The organism is Halomonas terrestris, assembly GCF_049166755.1.
In the GTDB taxonomy this organism is placed as follows: domain Bacteria; phylum Pseudomonadota; class Gammaproteobacteria; order Pseudomonadales; family Halomonadaceae; genus Halomonas.
The window spans coordinates 76,812-91,233 of sequence record NZ_JBMHFZ010000002.1 but is presented as its reverse complement, the minus strand read 5'-3'; the positions used below and the strand labels follow the sequence as shown (position 1 = coordinate 91,233).

The following is a 14,422-nucleotide window of genomic DNA, read 5'->3' as shown; positions in this document are numbered from 1 at the left end:
TCTCCTGTCGGGTTGCAGTAGGGATTGCATCATCAACGGTTCAGCCAGTCACGTGCCGCCTGGCGCGCTCGCGCGTCGGCATTGAGCACCGTCTCGAGGTCGGTGGCGGCCTCCACCGGCCGTGCGTCACGCACCCGGGCCACCAGCTCCCCGATCCCGGTGAAGCCGAGCCGCCCGTCGAGGAAGGCCTCCACGGCCACCTCGTTGGCGGCGTTGAGCACCGCCGGCGCCGTTCCCCCGGCGGCCATCGCCTCCCGCGCCAGGCGCAGGCAGGGAAAGGACGTCTCGTCGGGGGCCTCGAAGTCGAGTCGCGCCACCGCGAACAGGTCCAGGGCCTCGACCCCGGCATCGATGCGCTCCGGCCAGGCCAGGCCATAGGCGATCGGCGTGCGCATGTCGGGATTCCCCAACTGGGCGATCACCGAACCATCGGCGTAGGCGGCCATGGAGTGGATCACGCTCTGCGGGTGCACCACCACCTTCACCTGCTCGGGGCGGGCGTCGAACAACCAGCACGCCTCGATCAGTTCCAGGCCCTTGTTCATCAGGGTGGCGCTGTCCACCGAGATCTTGCGCCCCATGGACCAGTTCGGGTGGGCGCAGGCCTGCTCGGGCGACACACCGGCCAGGGCCTCGGCGCTCCAGCCGCGGAAGGGGCCGCCCGAGGCCGTCAGCAGCAATTGGGTGACGCCGTGACGCCCCAGTCCACCGCGATGCTCAGCTGGTAGACACTGGTAGATGGCATTATGTTCGGAATCGATGGGCAGCAGGGTCGCCCCGGAGCCGGCCACGGCCTCCATGAACAGCGCACCGGACATCACCAGCGCCTCCTTGTTGGCCAGCAGCACCCGCTTGCCCGCCCGTACCGCGGCCAGCGTCGGCAGCAGGCCGGCGGCACCGACGATGGCCGCCATCACCACCTCGACCTCGGATGCCTCGACCACCTCGACCAGGGCCCCGGCCCCGACACGCACCTCGGTGGCCAGCCCCGCCTCGCGAAGCTGCTCCCGCAGCCAGGCCGCATCGGCCTCGCCATCCAGCACGGCCACCGCCGGCCGATGCACCCGGCACTGCCGCAGGAGCGCCTCGCGGGAGCGGTGGGCCGTCAGGGCGTGGACCCGGTAGCGTTCGGGATGCCGCGCGATCACGTCCAGGGTGCTGGTGCCGATCGAGCCGGTGGCCCCCAGCACCGCCACCGACCGGGGACGAACAGGTGTGCCAGCCATCTAGAGTGCTCCCAGGTACAGCAGGGCGAACAGCGGCAGGGCGGCGGTCAGGCTGTCGATGCGATCGAGCACCCCGCCATGGCCGGGCAGCAGCTGGCTGGAGTCCTTGATGCCGCGATGGCGCTTGAGCATGCTCTCGAGCAGGTCGCCCACCACCGAGGCCAGGGTCACCACCAGGGTCGCCACCACCAGGATCAGGCCACCGCCGGCACCGAGCCCCTGCCAGACGGCATAGCCCACCGCCAGCAGCGCGGTGGCGGCCATCCCGCCGGCCACCCCCTCCCAGCTCTTGCCGGGACTGACCCGGGGCGCCAGCTTGCGCCTGCCGAAGGCGCGCCCGGCGAAATAGGCGCCGATGTCGGCACACCACACCAGCAGCAGCACGAACAGCAGCCAGACGGCGCCGGAGTCGCGCAGCACGTTGAGGCCGACCCAGGCCGGCAGCAGCACCCAGAGCCCCATGGCCAGGCGCCGGGAGGGGGCGTGCCACTGCTCCAGGCGGCCGGGGTAGCGGGTGACCCAGTGGAGGTTGACCAGCCACCCCGCCGCGCCCAGCCACAGCGGCCAGGCCGCCAGGGCGGCGCCGGCCGCCCACATCACGGCCATCAGCACGGCCAGGGCACCGACCAGCAGGAGGCGGCTGTCCCGGTCCTCGACGCCGGCCAGGTTGGTCCACTCCCAGGCGGCCAGCAGCACGATGATGGCGGTGAACAGCGCGAAGGCGCCCCCCTGCAGGCCGAACAGCCCGGCCAGCATCAGTGGCGCCAGCCAGGCCGCGGTGATGATCCGCTGTCTAAGCACCTTGTGCCTCGATCTGTTCGTCGGTCATGCCGAAGCGCCGCTGCCGCCGCCGGAAGTCGTCCAGCGCCAGGTCGAAGGCCTCGGCATCGAAGTCGGGCCACAGCAGTGGCGTGAAATAGAGCTCGGCATAGGCCATCTGCCACAGCAGGAAGTTGGAGATGCGCTGCTCGCCGCTGGTGCGGATGCAGAGATCCACCGGCGCATCGCCGGCCAGGCAGACCTCGCGATCCAGGGCCTGCTCGTCGATCGCCGCGGGGTCGAGCTCACCGGCAGCGACCCGCTCGGCCAGCCGCCGGGCCGCACCGGCGATATCCCAGCGACCGCCGTAGTTCGCAGCGATCACCAGGTGCAGGCCCCGGTTATCCGCCGTGAGCGCCTCGGCCCGGGCGATGTGCTTCTGGATCGAGGCCGAGAAGCCCTCCCGGTCGCCGATGATCGACAGCCGGATACCGTTGTCGTGGAGCTTCCTGACCTCACGCTTGAGCGCCATCAGGAAGAGCTCCATCAGCGCGCTCACCTCGGCCTTGGGGCGCTTCCAGTTCTCGCTGGAGAAGGCGAACAGGGTCAGGGTCTCGATGTCTCGCTCGGCCGCGCGGCGTATCACCGCACGCACCGCCTCGACACCGGCGCGATGACCCCGCACCCCGGAGAGTCCGCGGGCCTTCGCCCAGCGGTTGTTGCCGTCCATGATGATGGCCACGTGTCGTGGCACCCCGCCGTCGGGGGCAGCGCGGTCGCCATCCGTGGAGCGGGGTTTGGGGGGCTGCGGTGACGTCATGGTGTCTCGCATGGGGATGTGCCGGGCCGGGCGACCCTCGCTCCGCGGCGCCGCGGCTTCGTCGAGCCCTCGCCTCGAGGAGAGAATCGCCCGACCATCCTCAGACCTGCAGCAGGTCGTGTTCCTTGGATTCCAGCGTCCTGTCGATCTCGGCGATGTACTTGTCGGTCAGCTTCTGGATCGCGTCCTCGGCCTGGTGCTGCTCGTCCTCGGTGATCTCCTTCTCCTTGAGCAGCGCCTTGATATCACCGTTGGCATCGCGGCGCACGTTGCGCACCGCCACCCGGGCGTGCTCGGCCTCGGCGCGGGCCTGCTTGATGTAGCCCCTGCGGGTCTCCTCGGTGAGCATCGGCATCGGCACGCGGATGTTGTTGCCGGCGGTAGAAGGGTTCAGGCCGAGATCGGAGGTCATGATGGCCTTCTCGATCTTGGGCACCATGCTCTGCTCCCAGGGCACCACGGAGAGCGTCCGGGCATCCTCGGTGTTGATGTTCGCCACCTGGTTCAGGGGGACCTGGCTGCCGTAGTACTCCACGGTCACCGAATCCAGGATGCTGGAGTGAGCACGCCCGGTACGGATCTTGTTGAAGTTGCCATGAAGGGCCTCGAGGCTCTTCTTCATGCGGGCTTCCGCATCCTGCTTGATGTCATTGATCACGTTGTCAACCTCTGTCTATCAGCGTGCCTTCCTCGCCGCCCACCACCAGGTTGAGCAGGGCGCCCGGCTTGTTCATGTTGAAGACGCGGACCGGCATGTCATGGTCCCGCACCAGGCAGATGGCGGTCAAATCCATGACGCCCAGCTTCTGGTCGAGGGCATCGTCATAGCTCAGCTGGTCGTACTTCACCGCGTCGGCGAACTTGACCGGGTCCTTGTCGTAGACCCCATCCACCTTGGTGGCCTTGACCACCACGTCGGCATCGATCTCGATGCCGCGCAGGCAGGCCGCCGAATCGGTGGTGAAGAAGGGGTTGCCGGTACCGGCCGAAAACAATACCACGTCCCCGGAGGTGAGGTAGCGAATCGCGGTACGCCGGTCATAGTGCTCCACCACGCCGCTCATGGGAATCGCCGACATCACCCGTGAACGGATATTGGAGCGCTCCAGGGCGTCGCGCAGGGCCAGGGCGTTCATCACCGTGGCCAGCATGCCCATGTGGTCGCCGGTGACCCGATCCATGCCGGCCTCGTTGAGGGCCGCACCGCGGAACAGGTTGCCGCCGCCGATGACGATGCCGACCTGGACCCCGATGCCCACCAGCTGGCCGATCTCCAGTGCCATGCGGTCGAGCACCTTGGGGTCGATGCCGAAGTCATGCTCGCCCATCAGTGCCTCGCCGGAGAGCTTCAGCAGGATACGCTTGTACTTCGACTTGTCCGCGCGGGACTTCTCGGCCTTGGATGGGCGCTCGACAGGCATGTCGACGTGATCGGGTGTGGGCATGGCTTTTCTCCTGGGGCGTCAGCAGTGGGGATCAACGGCGGCGGAATCCACCGGCCGGATACGCGAAGGCGTGCGCTCGCGCGCACGCCATCGTCGAACTGGAACCTCTGACCTCAGCTACGCTTGGCCTGTTCCATCACTTCCTTGGCGAAGTCCACCTCTTCCTTCTCGATGCCCTCGCCCACCTCGAAGCGGGTGAAGCCGACCACTTCGCCACCGGCCGACTTGACGTACTCGGCGACGGACTGGTTCGGGTCCTTGACGAAGGGCTGCTCGGTCAGGCTGTTCTCGGCCAGGTACTTCTTCAGGCGACCCTGGACCATCTTCTCGGCGATCTGCTCGGGCTTGCCGGCCATGTCGGGCTGGGCAAGGATGATGGCCTTCTCCTGGTCCAGCTGCTCCTGGGGCATGTCCTCGGGACGCGCCACGGCCGGATTGATGGCCGCGACGTGCATGGCGACGTCCTTGGCCGCCTCGGCGCTGCCGCCCTTGAGCACGGTCAGCACGCCGATGCGACCACCGTGGACGTACTCGCCCACCAGGTTGCCGTCGCCGGCCTCGACCACCACACAACGGCGCACGCCGATGTTCTCGCCGATCTTCTGCACCAGTTGCTCGCGGGCGGTCTCGAGCTCGCCGTCCATGACCGCGGCCACGTCCTCGCTCTTGGCGGCGAAGAAGGCGTCGGCGATCTTCTCGGCGAAGGCCTTGAAGTTGTCGTCGCGGGCGACGAAGTCCGTCTCGGAGTTGATCTCGACCATCACGCCGTAGCTGCCGTCCTCGGCCACGCGGGTGACGACGGTGCCTTCGGCGGCGGTACGGCCGGCCTTCTTGGCGGCCTTGAGGCCGGAGCTCTTGCGCAGGTTCTCGATGGCGACCTCGATGTCACCATCGGCCTCGGTGAGGGCCTTCTTGCACTCCATCATGCCGAGCCCGGTACGCTCGCGCAGTTCCTTGACCTGAGAGGCGCTGATAGCTGCCATGGGATTCACCTCTTGATAGTTCGACTGGTGACGGTTCGACCCGGGGAAGACGGGTCAACCTGAGTCCTGGGGCCGGACCGCAGGGGCCGGCGGAAACCTTCCCGCGGTAGGCGGGGTGAAAAAAGGGGGCCGGGGCCCCCTTCTCGCCTGCCCGGCTGCTCGAGCGCCGGCCACCGGACAGACGGGCCGCGATCACTCGGCGGCGCTGTCGCTTTCCTGTGCCACCTCATCGGTGACCTCGACGAACTCGTCGGGACGACCTTCCTTCGCGCGGCCGCAGGCGTCGGCGATGGCCTTGACGTAGATCTGGATGGCGCGGATGGAGTCATCGTTGCCCGGGATCACGTAGTCGACGCCGTCCGGGTCGGAGTTGGTGTCCACCACGCCGATGACCGGGATACCCAGCTTGTTGGCCTCGTTGATGGCGATACGCTCGTGGTCGACGTCGATCACGAACAGGGCGTCGGGCAGGCCACCCATCTCCTTGATGCCGCCGATGGAACGCTCGAGCTTGTCCTGCTCGCGGGTCGCCATCAGGACTTCCTTCTTGGTCAGCTTCTCGAAGGTGCCGTCCTCGCGCATGGTCTCGAGGTCGCGCAGGCGCTTGATCGACTGACGGATGGTCTTGTAGTTGGTCAGCATGCCGCCGAGCCAGCGGTGGTTGACGAAGGGCTGGCCGACGCGGTTGGCCTCTTCCTTGATGATCTTGCTCGCGCTGCGCTTGGTGCCGACGAACATGATCTTGTTGTTGGCCGCCGCCATCTTCTCGACCACGTCGATCGCCTCGTTGAGGGCCGGCAGGGTGTGCTCGAGGTTGATGATGTGGATCTTGTTGCGGGCGCCGAAGATGAACTTGCTCATCTTCGGGTTCCAGTACTTGGTCTGGTGACCGAAGTGAGCACCTGCCTTCAGCAGGTCACGCATGTTGACGTGTGCCATGGATGACTCCTGGAAAATCGGGTTAGGCCTCCACGCACCCCATGGATCCGACTGCCGCGTCATCGAGGGATGGCCACGACAGCACCCGGGACCATGTGCCGGTGCATGTGTGTTTTCAAGGCATTGCATTGCATTTCACCTTCACTGCCACTGCCACCGGCATGGATCGGCCAGCAAGGTGGCGCTACCGGGCACAGCGATTGCAGGAAGGCGCGCAGCTTTATACCATGGATCGACTCCGAGATGAAGTCGCCCGGCCGCCGCACGCGCCTGCCACACCCGGGCGACCCCCACCCTGACCCGAGACTCCATGAACGTTCCCATCAAGACGCCCGACGAGATCGAGAAGATGCGCGAGGCCGGTCGCCAGGCCGCCAGCGTGCTGGAAATGATCACCCCCCATGTGACGGCCGGCGTGTCCACCGGCGAGCTGGACCGTCTCTGCCACGACTACATCGTCGACGAGCTGGGCTCCACGCCGGCCCCGCTCGACTACCACGGCTTCCCCAAGTCGATCTGCACCTCCATCAACCACGTGGTGTGCCACGGCATTCCCGATGACGCCAAGAAGCTCCGCAAGGGCGACATCATGAACATCGACATCACCGTGAAGACCGCCGACGGCTACCACGGCGACTCCAGCAAGATGTTCATCATCGGCGAGAGCATCCAGGGCGAGCGGCTGTGCCGGGTCACCCAGGAGTGCCTCTACCGGAGCATCGCCCTGGTCCGTCCCGGGGCGCGCCTCTCCGAGCTGGCCCGAGCCATCCAGCAGCACGCCGAGGACAACGGCTACTCGGTGGTGCGCGACTTCTGTGGCCACGGCATCGGCGCCACCTTCCACGAGGAGCCGCAGGTGCTGCACTACGACGGCTATGCCCCCGAGGCGGACATCGCGCTCGCCGCCGGGATGTGCTTCACCATCGAGCCGATGATCAACGTCGGCTCCCACAAGACCAAGGTACTGCGCGACGGCTGGACGGCGGTGACCCGTGACAAGAGCCTCTCCGCCCAGTGGGAACATACCCTGCTGGTCACCGAGAGCGGTGTCGAGGTGCTCACCGCCCGCGGCGAGGAAGACCTCGCCTTCCTCGAGCGCTGAGCGCCATGCTGCTGCACCACTACCGCTTCGAGCCCGACGAGACGCTGTTCGACGTCGCCCGCTTCCGCGACGAGCTGGCGGGCAGTCGCTCGCCCATCGCCCCCTTCAAGGCGGCGCTGCGCGGCATCCAGGCCCGCCTCGACGAACGCTTCCGCGCCGGCGCCGATATCCGCGACCTGGTGCACGGCAGGGCCTGGTGCCTCGACCGGCTGCTGGCGGTGGCCTGGGAGCAGCACGCTTGGCCCGACGGCGGCGTGGCACTGCTCGCCGTGGGGGGCTACGGTCGCGGCGAGCTCCACCCCCACTCCGACGTGGACCTGCTGCTGCTGCTCGAAGCGGATGACGACACACCGTACCGGGAGCCACTGACCGCCTTCATCACCTTCCTGTGGGACATCGGCCTGGAGATCGGCCACAGCGTGCGCTCGCTCGCCGACTGCGAGCGCGAGGCCGAGGCCGACGTCACGGTGATCACCAACCTGCTGGAGTCGCGCACCCTGGCCGGCCCCGAGCGGCTTCGCGAGGCGATGCAGGCACGGCTCACCACCGAGCACCTGTGGCCCGCCGACCGCTTCTTCGAGGCCAAGTGGCAGGAGCAGATCAGCCGCCACTACCGCTACAACAACTCCGAGTACCACCTGGAGCCCAATATCAAGAGCTCCCCCGGCGGGCTCCGGGACATCCAGATGATCGGCTGGGTGGCCAAGCGCCACTTCGGCAGCGAGCGCTACGAGGACCTGGTGGCCAACGGCTTCATGAACGATGCCGAGCTGCGCATCCTCAGCCAGGGCCAGGCCTTCCTGTGGCAGGTGCGCTACGCCCTGCACATGCTCACCGGCCGCGCCGAGGACCGCCTGCTGTTCGACCACCAGCGCACCATCGCCGAGCTGTTCGGCTACCGCGACACCCCGGAGCGACTCGCCGTCGAACAGTTCATGAAGCGCTACTACCGGCACGTCACGGCCCTGGCCGGGCTCAACGACATGCTCCTGCAGCACTTCGACGAGGCGATCCTGCGTGCCGGCGAGAGGCTGGAGACGATTCCCCTCAACGACCGCTTCGAGATCAAGGGCGGCTACATCCAGGCCCGCTCGCGCAACGTCTTCCGCCAGCGGCCGGCGGCACTGCTGGAGCTCTTCCTGCTGATGGCCGAGCACCCGGAGATCGAGGGGGTGCGCGCCGACACCATCCGCCTGATCCGCGACCACCGCCACCTGATCGACGACCTCTACCGCGACGACGTGCGCCACCAGAGCCTGTTCATGACGCTGCTGCGCTCCGGCGGCAACGTGGCGCGCCAGCTCAGGCGCATGAACCGCTACGGGGTGCTCGGCAAGTACCTGCCGGAGTTCGGCCGCGCCGTGGGACTGATGCAGCACGACCTCTTCCACATCTACACGGTGGATGCCCACACGCTGCGCCTGCTCAAGTTCATTCACGGCTTCCGCAAGCCCGAGGCCCGCGAGGAGTTCCCGGTGGCCGCCAACCTGATCCACCAGCTGCCCAAGCTGGAACTGCTGTGGATCGCCGGCCTCTACCACGACATCGGCAAGGGCCGCGGCGGCGACCATTCGCAGATCGGCGCCCGGGACGTCGAGGCCTTCGCCGAGCGCCACGGCCTCTCGCCCCGCGACACCCGCCTGGTGAGCTGGCTGGTGGAACACCATCTCACCATGTCGATGATCGCCCAGAAGCGCGACATCACCGACCCGGACGTGATCGCCGACTTCGCCCGTATCGTCGGTGACGAGACCCGGCTCGACTATCTCTACGTGCTCACCGTGGCCGACATCAACGCCACCAACCCGACCCTGTGGAACGGCTGGCGCGCCACCCTGCTGCGGCAGCTGCATGCCGAGACCAAGCGCGCCCTGCGACGCGGCCTGGAGAACCCCCTGGAGCGCGACGACTGGGTGCAGGAGACGCGCAGCGAGGCACACTCGCTGCTCGCCGTGGTGGGCGCCGACATGGCCAGGGTCGACCGGCTGTGGGAGTCGCTGGGCGAGGACTACTTCCTGCAGTACGCGCCCAGCGAGATCGTCTGGCAGACCCAGGGCATCCTCGAGCACGGCGGCTCCGACCTGCCATTGATCCTGATCAGCGCCCCCACCGACGACATGGCCGAGGGTGGCACCAAGGTGTTCATCCACACCCGCTCGGTGGATGACCTCTTCGCCGCCACATCGGCGGCCATGGAACAGCTGGGACTGTCGATCCACGACGCGCGCATCGCCACCTCGAGCAACGACTGGACGCTCAACACCTTCATCGTGCTCGACGACCATGGCCTGGCCATCCGCGATCCCGAGCGCATCGAGGAGATCCGCCGCCACCTGGTGGAGGAGCTGGACGACCCCGAGGACTACCCGCAGATCGTCACCCGCCACACCCCGCGCCAGCTCAAGCACTTCCGGGTGCCCACCGAGGTGGTCATCGAGCAGGACCCGGCCAACGAGCGCACCATGCTCGAGCTCACCGCTCCCGATCGCCCCGGCCTGCTGGCCCGGGTCGGGCGCATCTTCATGGAGCAGGATATCGCGCTCTCGGCCGCCAAGATCGCCACCCTGGGCGAGCGGGTCGAGGACGTCTTCTTCATCACCGACAAGGCCGGCGCCCCGCTCACCGACCCCGAGCGCCAGGCCCGCCTGCGCGAGCGACTGGTGGAAGTGCTGGATGTCTCCGGGTAAGCCCCCCCTGGACGAAAATGCCGAGGATAAGGGGCGCCGGGGACAAGCCGAAGAGGGGGTCTTTTGCCATGGAAGGCAAAAGTAGCGCCCAGGGAGGGGTTCACAGCGCCCCCTCGCAGGCCTGTCGCCGGATCAGCCCCGAGTAACGCCGGCCTCGAAGCGCCACGTTTGAGGCCATCCGTCGCCTTCCCTATAATCAAGCCCCTTCCGACAACGACTCACGACAACGACGCCCGAGGCCACGGCCCGCGAGGCGCGCCTGGACACCCATGAACCCCGATCTCGACGCCCTCAAGCCCTACCCCTTCGAGAAGCTCGCCGCGCTGAAGGCCGGCGTGACGCCCCCGGAGGGGCTGGCCCATGTCCCGCTGACCATCGGCGAGCCCCAGCACGCCCCCTACCCGGCCGCGCTGGCGACCCTCGTCGAGCACCAGGCCGACTTCGCCCGCTATCCGGCCACCGCCGGGCTTCCCGAGCTGCGCGCCGCCATCGCCGGCTGGGCGACCCGGCGCTTCGGGCTCGCGGGCCTCGACGCCGAGCGCCAGGTGCTGCCGGTGAACGGCACCCGCGAGGCGATCTTCGCCTTCGTCCAGGCCGCACTCGACCGCAGCCGCCCGGCCCGGGTGGCGGTGCCCAACCCCTTCTACCAGATCTACGAGGGGGCCACGCTGCTGGCCGGCGGCGAGCCGCTCTATCTGGACTGCACCGCCGGAAACGGCTTTCGCCCCGACTTCGACGCCGTGCCCGCCGAGACCTGGCGCGAGGTGCAGGTCGTGTTCCTCTGCTCGCCGGGCAACCCCACCGGGGCGGTGACGCCGCTAGCCGAGTTCCGCACGCTGATCGAACTGGCCGACGAACACGACTTCATCATCGCCTCCGACGAGTGCTACTCCGAGCTCTACCTGGACGAGGCGACCCCGCCGCCCGGGCTGCTGGAGGCCTGCACGGCGCTGGGCCGCCACGACTACCGGCGCTGCCTGGTGTTCCACTCGCTCTCCAAGCGCTCCAACCTGCCCGGGTTGCGCTCCGGCTTCGTGGCCGGCGACGCCGAACTGATCGCCCCCTTCAAGCGCTATCGCACCTACCACGGCTGCGCCATGTCGCTGCCGGTGCAGCGCGCCTCCATCACCGCCTGGGGCGACGAGGCCCACGTGCGGGCCAACCGCGACGCCTATCGCGGGAAGTTCGCCGCCGTGACCGAGATCCTCGCCCCGGTGCTGGACTTCCCCGAGCCCGAGGCGAGCTTCTACCTGTGGCCGGCGGTACCCGACGGCGACGACGAGGCCTTCACCCGGGCGCTCTACGCCGAGGAGCACGTCAGCGTGCTGCCGGGTTCCTACATGGGTCGTGACGGCGCCGATGGCACCAACCCCGGTCGCGGCCGGCTGCGCCTGGCGCTGGTGGCCGAGCTCGAGGCCACCGTGGAGGCGGCCCGGCGCATCCGTCGCTTCATCGAGAGGAGCCAGTGATGCTGACCCTGTACGTGATCAAGAACTGCGACACCTGCCGCAAGGCGCGCAAGGCACTCGACGGCAAGGGCATTCCCTACCAGGTCCACGACCTGCGAGACGACGGCCTCTCCGCCGCCCTGCTCGAGCACCTGCTCCACAAGGTGCCGGTGATGGAGCTGCTCAACCGGCGCAGCACCACCTGGCGCAACCTGGATGACGCCGACAAGGCCGACATCGACGCCAACAAGGCGCGCAAGCTGATGATGGCGCACCCGACGCTGCTCAAGCGCCCGCTGCTCGACACCGGCGACGAGATCCTCGTCGGCTACCGGGACGGCGACTACGACAACCTTTCCCCCATTTGACGAACTTCCACTCCGACGAGGACACCCCCATGCTGAGCTTTGCACTCGGAATCGGCACCCAGAACACCCAGGGCGACTGGCTGGAGATCTACTACCCGGCGCCGCTGCTCGACCCCGACGCCGGCCTGGTCGAGGCCGCCAGCAAGGTGCTCGACGCCCCCGCCGGCAATGCCGCCATCAGCTTCCTGCCCGAGCAGTGCGGCCAGCTGGCCACGGCGCTCAGGACCGCCGGCCAGCCGGAGCAGGCCGAACTCGCCGAAACCCTGGCGGCGAGCCAGCGGCCGCTGGTGGCCATGTTCCTGGCCGAGGACACCCCGCCCCAGAGCGCTCCGGAGGTCTACCTCAAGCTGCACCTGCTCTCCCATCGCCTGGTCAAGCCCCACGGCCTGGACCTCACCGGCATGTTCGGCCTGCTGCGCAACGTGGCCTGGACCAGCGAGGGGCCCATCGACATCGAGGAGCTGCCGGCTCGTCGCCTGCGCGCGCGCCTGGAGGGCCGCACCCTCTCGGTGGACTGCGTCGACAAGTTCCCCAAGATGACCGACTACGTGGTCCCCACCGGCGTGCGCATCGGCGACACCGCCCGGGTACGCCTGGGCGCCTACCTGGGCGAGGGCACCACCGTGATGCACGAGGGCTTCGTCAACTTCAATGCCGGCACCGAGGGTCCCGGCATGATCGAGGGCCGCATCTCCGCCGGCGTGATGGTCGGCAAGGGCTCCGACCTGGGTGGCGGCTGTTCCACCATGGGCACCCTCTCCGGCGGCGGCAACATCGTCATCAAGGTCGGCGAGGGCTGCCTGATCGGTGCCAATGCGGGCATCGGCATCCCGCTGGGGGACCGCTGCACCGTGGAGGCCGGGCTCTATATCACCGCCGGCGCCAAGGTCACCCTGCTCGACGACCAGGGCCAGGAGGTCAGGACCGTGGCCGCCCGCGAGCTGGCCGGCCAGGACGACCTGTTGCTGCGCCGCAACTCCCAGAACGGCCGCATCGAGTGCCTGACCAACAAGAGTGCCATCGCGCTCAACGAGGCACTGCATGCCAACGACTGAGGCCCTTTCCCCGACCCTCGAGCTCGCCTTCGAGCTGATCCGGCGCCCCTCGGTCACGCCCGACGACCTGGGCTGCCAGGCGCTGATGATCGAGCGTCTCGAGCGGCTCGGCTTCCATGTCGAGCGGCTGCCCTTCGGTGACGTGGAGAACTTCTGGGCCACCCGCGGCCACCACGGTCCCGTGCTGGCCTTCGCCGGGCACACCGACGTGGTGCCCAGCGGCCCCCACCTGCACTGGGACCACCCGCCCTTCGAGCCCTGTATCGACGACCAGGGAATGCTCTGTGGCAGGGGGGCCGCCGACATGAAGGGCAGCCTGGCGGCGATGATCACCGCGGTGGAGCGCTTCGTCGCCGCCCACCCCGACCATCACGGCCGGATCGGCTTCCTGATCACCTCCGACGAGGAGGGGCCGGCAGTGGACGGCACCCGCGCCGTGGTCGAGCACCTGCGCGAGGCCCACGAGCGGCTCGACTACTGCATCGTCGGCGAGCCCTCCTCCACCGCACGGCTCGGTGACGTGATCAAGAACGGCCGGCGCGGCTCGCTCGGGGGCGTGCTGCACATCAGGGGGGTGCAGGGTCATGTGGCCTACCCGCACCTGGCACGCAACCCCATCCACCAGGCGATGCCGGCGCTGGATGCCCTGGCCCGGGAGCACTGGGACAGGGGCAATGAGTTCTTCCCGGCCACCAGCTTCCAGATCTCCAACATCCGCGCCGGCACCGGTGCCACCAACGTGATCCCCGGCGACGTGGAGGTGGTGTTCAACTTCCGCTTCTCCACCGAGGTGACCCACGAGCAGCTGCGGAGCCGTACCGAGGCGCTGCTGGACGCCCACGGCCTGGAGTACCACCTGGACTGGACGCTCAACGGCGAACCCTTCCTCACCGCCGAGGGCGAGCTGGTCGATGCCGCCGTGGCCGGGGTGAAGGAGGTGATGGGCCACTCCCCCGAGCTGTCGACCTCGGGGGGAACCTCGGATGGCCGCTTCATCGCCACCCTGGGCAGCCAGGTGGTCGAGCTCGGCCCGCTCAACGCCACCATCCACAAGGTCAACGAGCGCGTGCGCGCCGCGGATCTCGATGAACTGAGCCGGGTCTACGAGGCCATCCTCGCCAGACTCTTCGTCAACGGTACCGCCCAGCCCTGAGGCCCCCATGCAACGCTACCCGGATATCGAGATCTACCTGTCGCAGGTCCCGCTGGACGCCCTGAACGCCTGGCTCGGCGAACAGCTGGATGCCGAGCCCCTCGCCCCCGCCGGCAAGCACAAGTGGCGCACCCGGGGCCGCATCGACGGCGAGGAGATACCGATACTGCTCGTGGAGAAGGCCGCCGACGGCTTCGGCAGCCTCTGGCTCGACAGCCCCGACACGCCCTGGGAGAGCGACCAGGCCTGTGCCCGCGCCGCCGCCGCCAGGCTCGGCTGCGAGGTACGCTGCTCGCTGGGTGGCTGGCAGCCCGGCGACGACCCGGACCGCTTCCTGCAGGTGCTGCCGGATGGCGTGGAACGGGAGATCGACTGGCCCGACTCGGGCCACTGATACGACGGCGCCCCGCCGGAGCGGGGCGCCTTGTCTCTTCGGG

Annotated in this window: 14 protein-coding genes; 7 read left to right on the top strand and 7 right to left on the bottom strand. The window is 68.4% G+C overall.

Going from position 1 to position 14,422, the window contains the following annotated elements:
* Positions 1-32 precede the first annotated feature (32 nt).
* The 7 genes from ispC to rpsB all read right to left on the bottom strand — a co-directional run bounded on the left by ispC (position 33) and on the right by rpsB (position 6,172).
* Entirely contained in the window at positions 33-1,226 is a 1,194-nt protein-coding gene (gene ispC / locus ACOMD9_RS02740) for a 1-deoxy-D-xylulose-5-phosphate reductoisomerase (protein ID WP_421412024.1), read from the bottom strand.
* The gene (locus ACOMD9_RS02735; RefSeq protein WP_421412023.1) at positions 1,227-2,027 is read right to left on the bottom strand and encodes a phosphatidate cytidylyltransferase; all 801 of its coding nucleotides are present in this window, start codon (positions 2,025-2,027) and stop codon (positions 1,227-1,229) included.
* Complete coding sequence (gene uppS / locus ACOMD9_RS02730; protein ID WP_421412022.1) at positions 2,020-2,805, bottom strand: polyprenyl diphosphate synthase; 786 nt, start codon at positions 2,803-2,805, stop codon at positions 2,020-2,022. The genes ACOMD9_RS02735 and uppS overlap by 8 nt, the downstream gene beginning before the upstream one ends.
* Positions 2,806-2,905: 100 nt before the next feature.
* Positions 2,906-3,463, bottom strand: a complete 558-nt coding sequence (gene frr, locus ACOMD9_RS02725) for a ribosome recycling factor (protein ID WP_421412021.1) — start codon at positions 3,461-3,463, stop codon at positions 2,906-2,908.
* Between the two features lie 4 nt (positions 3,464-3,467).
* Complete coding sequence (pyrH, locus tag ACOMD9_RS02720) at positions 3,468-4,226, bottom strand: UMP kinase (RefSeq protein ID WP_421412280.1); 759 nt, start codon at positions 4,224-4,226, stop codon at positions 3,468-3,470.
* Between the two features lie 137 nt (positions 4,227-4,363).
* On the bottom strand, positions 4,364-5,233 hold the full coding sequence (gene tsf, locus ACOMD9_RS02715) for a translation elongation factor Ts (protein ID WP_421412020.1): 870 nt from the start codon (positions 5,231-5,233) through the stop codon (positions 4,364-4,366).
* A gap of 192 nt (positions 5,234-5,425) precedes the next feature.
* Positions 5,426-6,172 (bottom strand): 30S ribosomal protein S2, encoded by a 747-nt coding sequence (gene rpsB, locus ACOMD9_RS02710; RefSeq protein WP_421412019.1) that lies wholly within the window; start codon positions 6,170-6,172, stop codon positions 5,426-5,428.
* A 310-nt stretch (positions 6,173-6,482) separates the two neighbouring features.
* On the opposite strand from rpsB, the gene map reads away from it, so the two are divergent.
* The 7 genes from map to ACOMD9_RS02675 all read left to right on the top strand — a co-directional run bounded on the left by map (position 6,483) and on the right by ACOMD9_RS02675 (position 14,379).
* Positions 6,483-7,274 (top strand): type I methionyl aminopeptidase, encoded by a 792-nt coding sequence (map, locus tag ACOMD9_RS02705; protein WP_421412018.1) that lies wholly within the window; start codon positions 6,483-6,485, stop codon positions 7,272-7,274.
* Positions 7,275-7,279: 5 nt separating this feature from the next.
* Positions 7,280-9,961 (top strand): [protein-PII] uridylyltransferase, encoded by a 2,682-nt coding sequence (locus tag ACOMD9_RS02700; protein WP_421412017.1) that lies wholly within the window; start codon positions 7,280-7,282, stop codon positions 9,959-9,961.
* A gap of 269 nt (positions 9,962-10,230) precedes the next feature.
* Positions 10,231-11,430: a succinyldiaminopimelate transaminase gene (dapC, locus tag ACOMD9_RS02695; RefSeq protein ID WP_421412016.1), complete on the top strand. Its 1,200-nt coding sequence runs from the start codon at positions 10,231-10,233 to the stop codon at positions 11,428-11,430.
* Positions 11,430-11,777 (top strand): Spx/MgsR family RNA polymerase-binding regulatory protein, encoded by a 348-nt coding sequence (locus tag ACOMD9_RS02690; protein ID WP_421412015.1) that lies wholly within the window; start codon positions 11,430-11,432, stop codon positions 11,775-11,777. The genes dapC and ACOMD9_RS02690 overlap by 1 nt, the downstream gene beginning before the upstream one ends.
* Before the next feature lie 29 nt (positions 11,778-11,806).
* Positions 11,807-12,832 (top strand): 2,3,4,5-tetrahydropyridine-2,6-dicarboxylate N-succinyltransferase, encoded by a 1,026-nt coding sequence (dapD, locus tag ACOMD9_RS02685; RefSeq protein ID WP_421412014.1) that lies wholly within the window; start codon positions 11,807-11,809, stop codon positions 12,830-12,832.
* Entirely contained in the window at positions 12,819-13,985 is a 1,167-nt protein-coding gene (dapE, locus tag ACOMD9_RS02680; protein ID WP_421412013.1) for a succinyl-diaminopimelate desuccinylase, read from the top strand. The genes dapD and dapE overlap by 14 nt, the downstream gene beginning before the upstream one ends.
* 7 nt (positions 13,986-13,992) lie before the next feature.
* Positions 13,993-14,379, top strand: coding sequence for a hypothetical protein (locus ACOMD9_RS02675; protein ID WP_421412012.1), 387 nt, complete (start codon positions 13,993-13,995; stop codon positions 14,377-14,379).
* Positions 14,380-14,422: the final 43 nt, after the last annotated feature.

Excerpts from the sequence above, each read along its gene's own strand:
- dapD (WP_421412014.1), top strand. The coding sequence starts at position 11,807 with ATGCTGAGCTTTGCACTCGGAATCGGCACCCAGAACACCCAGGGCGAC.
- ACOMD9_RS02675 (WP_421412012.1), top strand. The coding sequence starts at position 13,993 with ATGCAACGCTACCCGGATATCGAGATCTACCTGTCGCAGGTCCCGCTG.
- pyrH (WP_421412280.1), bottom strand. The coding sequence starts at position 4,226 with ATGCCTGTCGAGCGCCCATCCAAGGCCGAGAAGTCCCGCGCGGACAAG.
- ispC (WP_421412024.1), bottom strand. The coding sequence starts at position 1,226 with ATGGCTGGCACACCTGTTCGTCCCCGGTCGGTGGCGGTGCTGGGGGCC.
- dapE (WP_421412013.1), top strand. The coding sequence starts at position 12,819 with ATGCCAACGACTGAGGCCCTTTCCCCGACCCTCGAGCTCGCCTTCGAG.
- tsf (WP_421412020.1), bottom strand. The coding sequence starts at position 5,233 with ATGGCAGCTATCAGCGCCTCTCAGGTCAAGGAACTGCGCGAGCGTACC.
- ACOMD9_RS02700 (WP_421412017.1), top strand. The coding sequence starts at position 7,280 with ATGCTGCTGCACCACTACCGCTTCGAGCCCGACGAGACGCTGTTCGAC.
- dapC (WP_421412016.1), top strand. The coding sequence starts at position 10,231 with ATGAACCCCGATCTCGACGCCCTCAAGCCCTACCCCTTCGAGAAGCTC.
- rpsB (WP_421412019.1), bottom strand. The coding sequence starts at position 6,172 with ATGGCACACGTCAACATGCGTGACCTGCTGAAGGCAGGTGCTCACTTC.
- ACOMD9_RS02690 (WP_421412015.1), top strand. The coding sequence starts at position 11,430 with ATGCTGACCCTGTACGTGATCAAGAACTGCGACACCTGCCGCAAGGCG.
- map (WP_421412018.1), top strand. The coding sequence starts at position 6,483 with ATGAACGTTCCCATCAAGACGCCCGACGAGATCGAGAAGATGCGCGAG.
- uppS (WP_421412022.1), bottom strand. The coding sequence starts at position 2,805 with ATGACGTCACCGCAGCCCCCCAAACCCCGCTCCACGGATGGCGACCGC.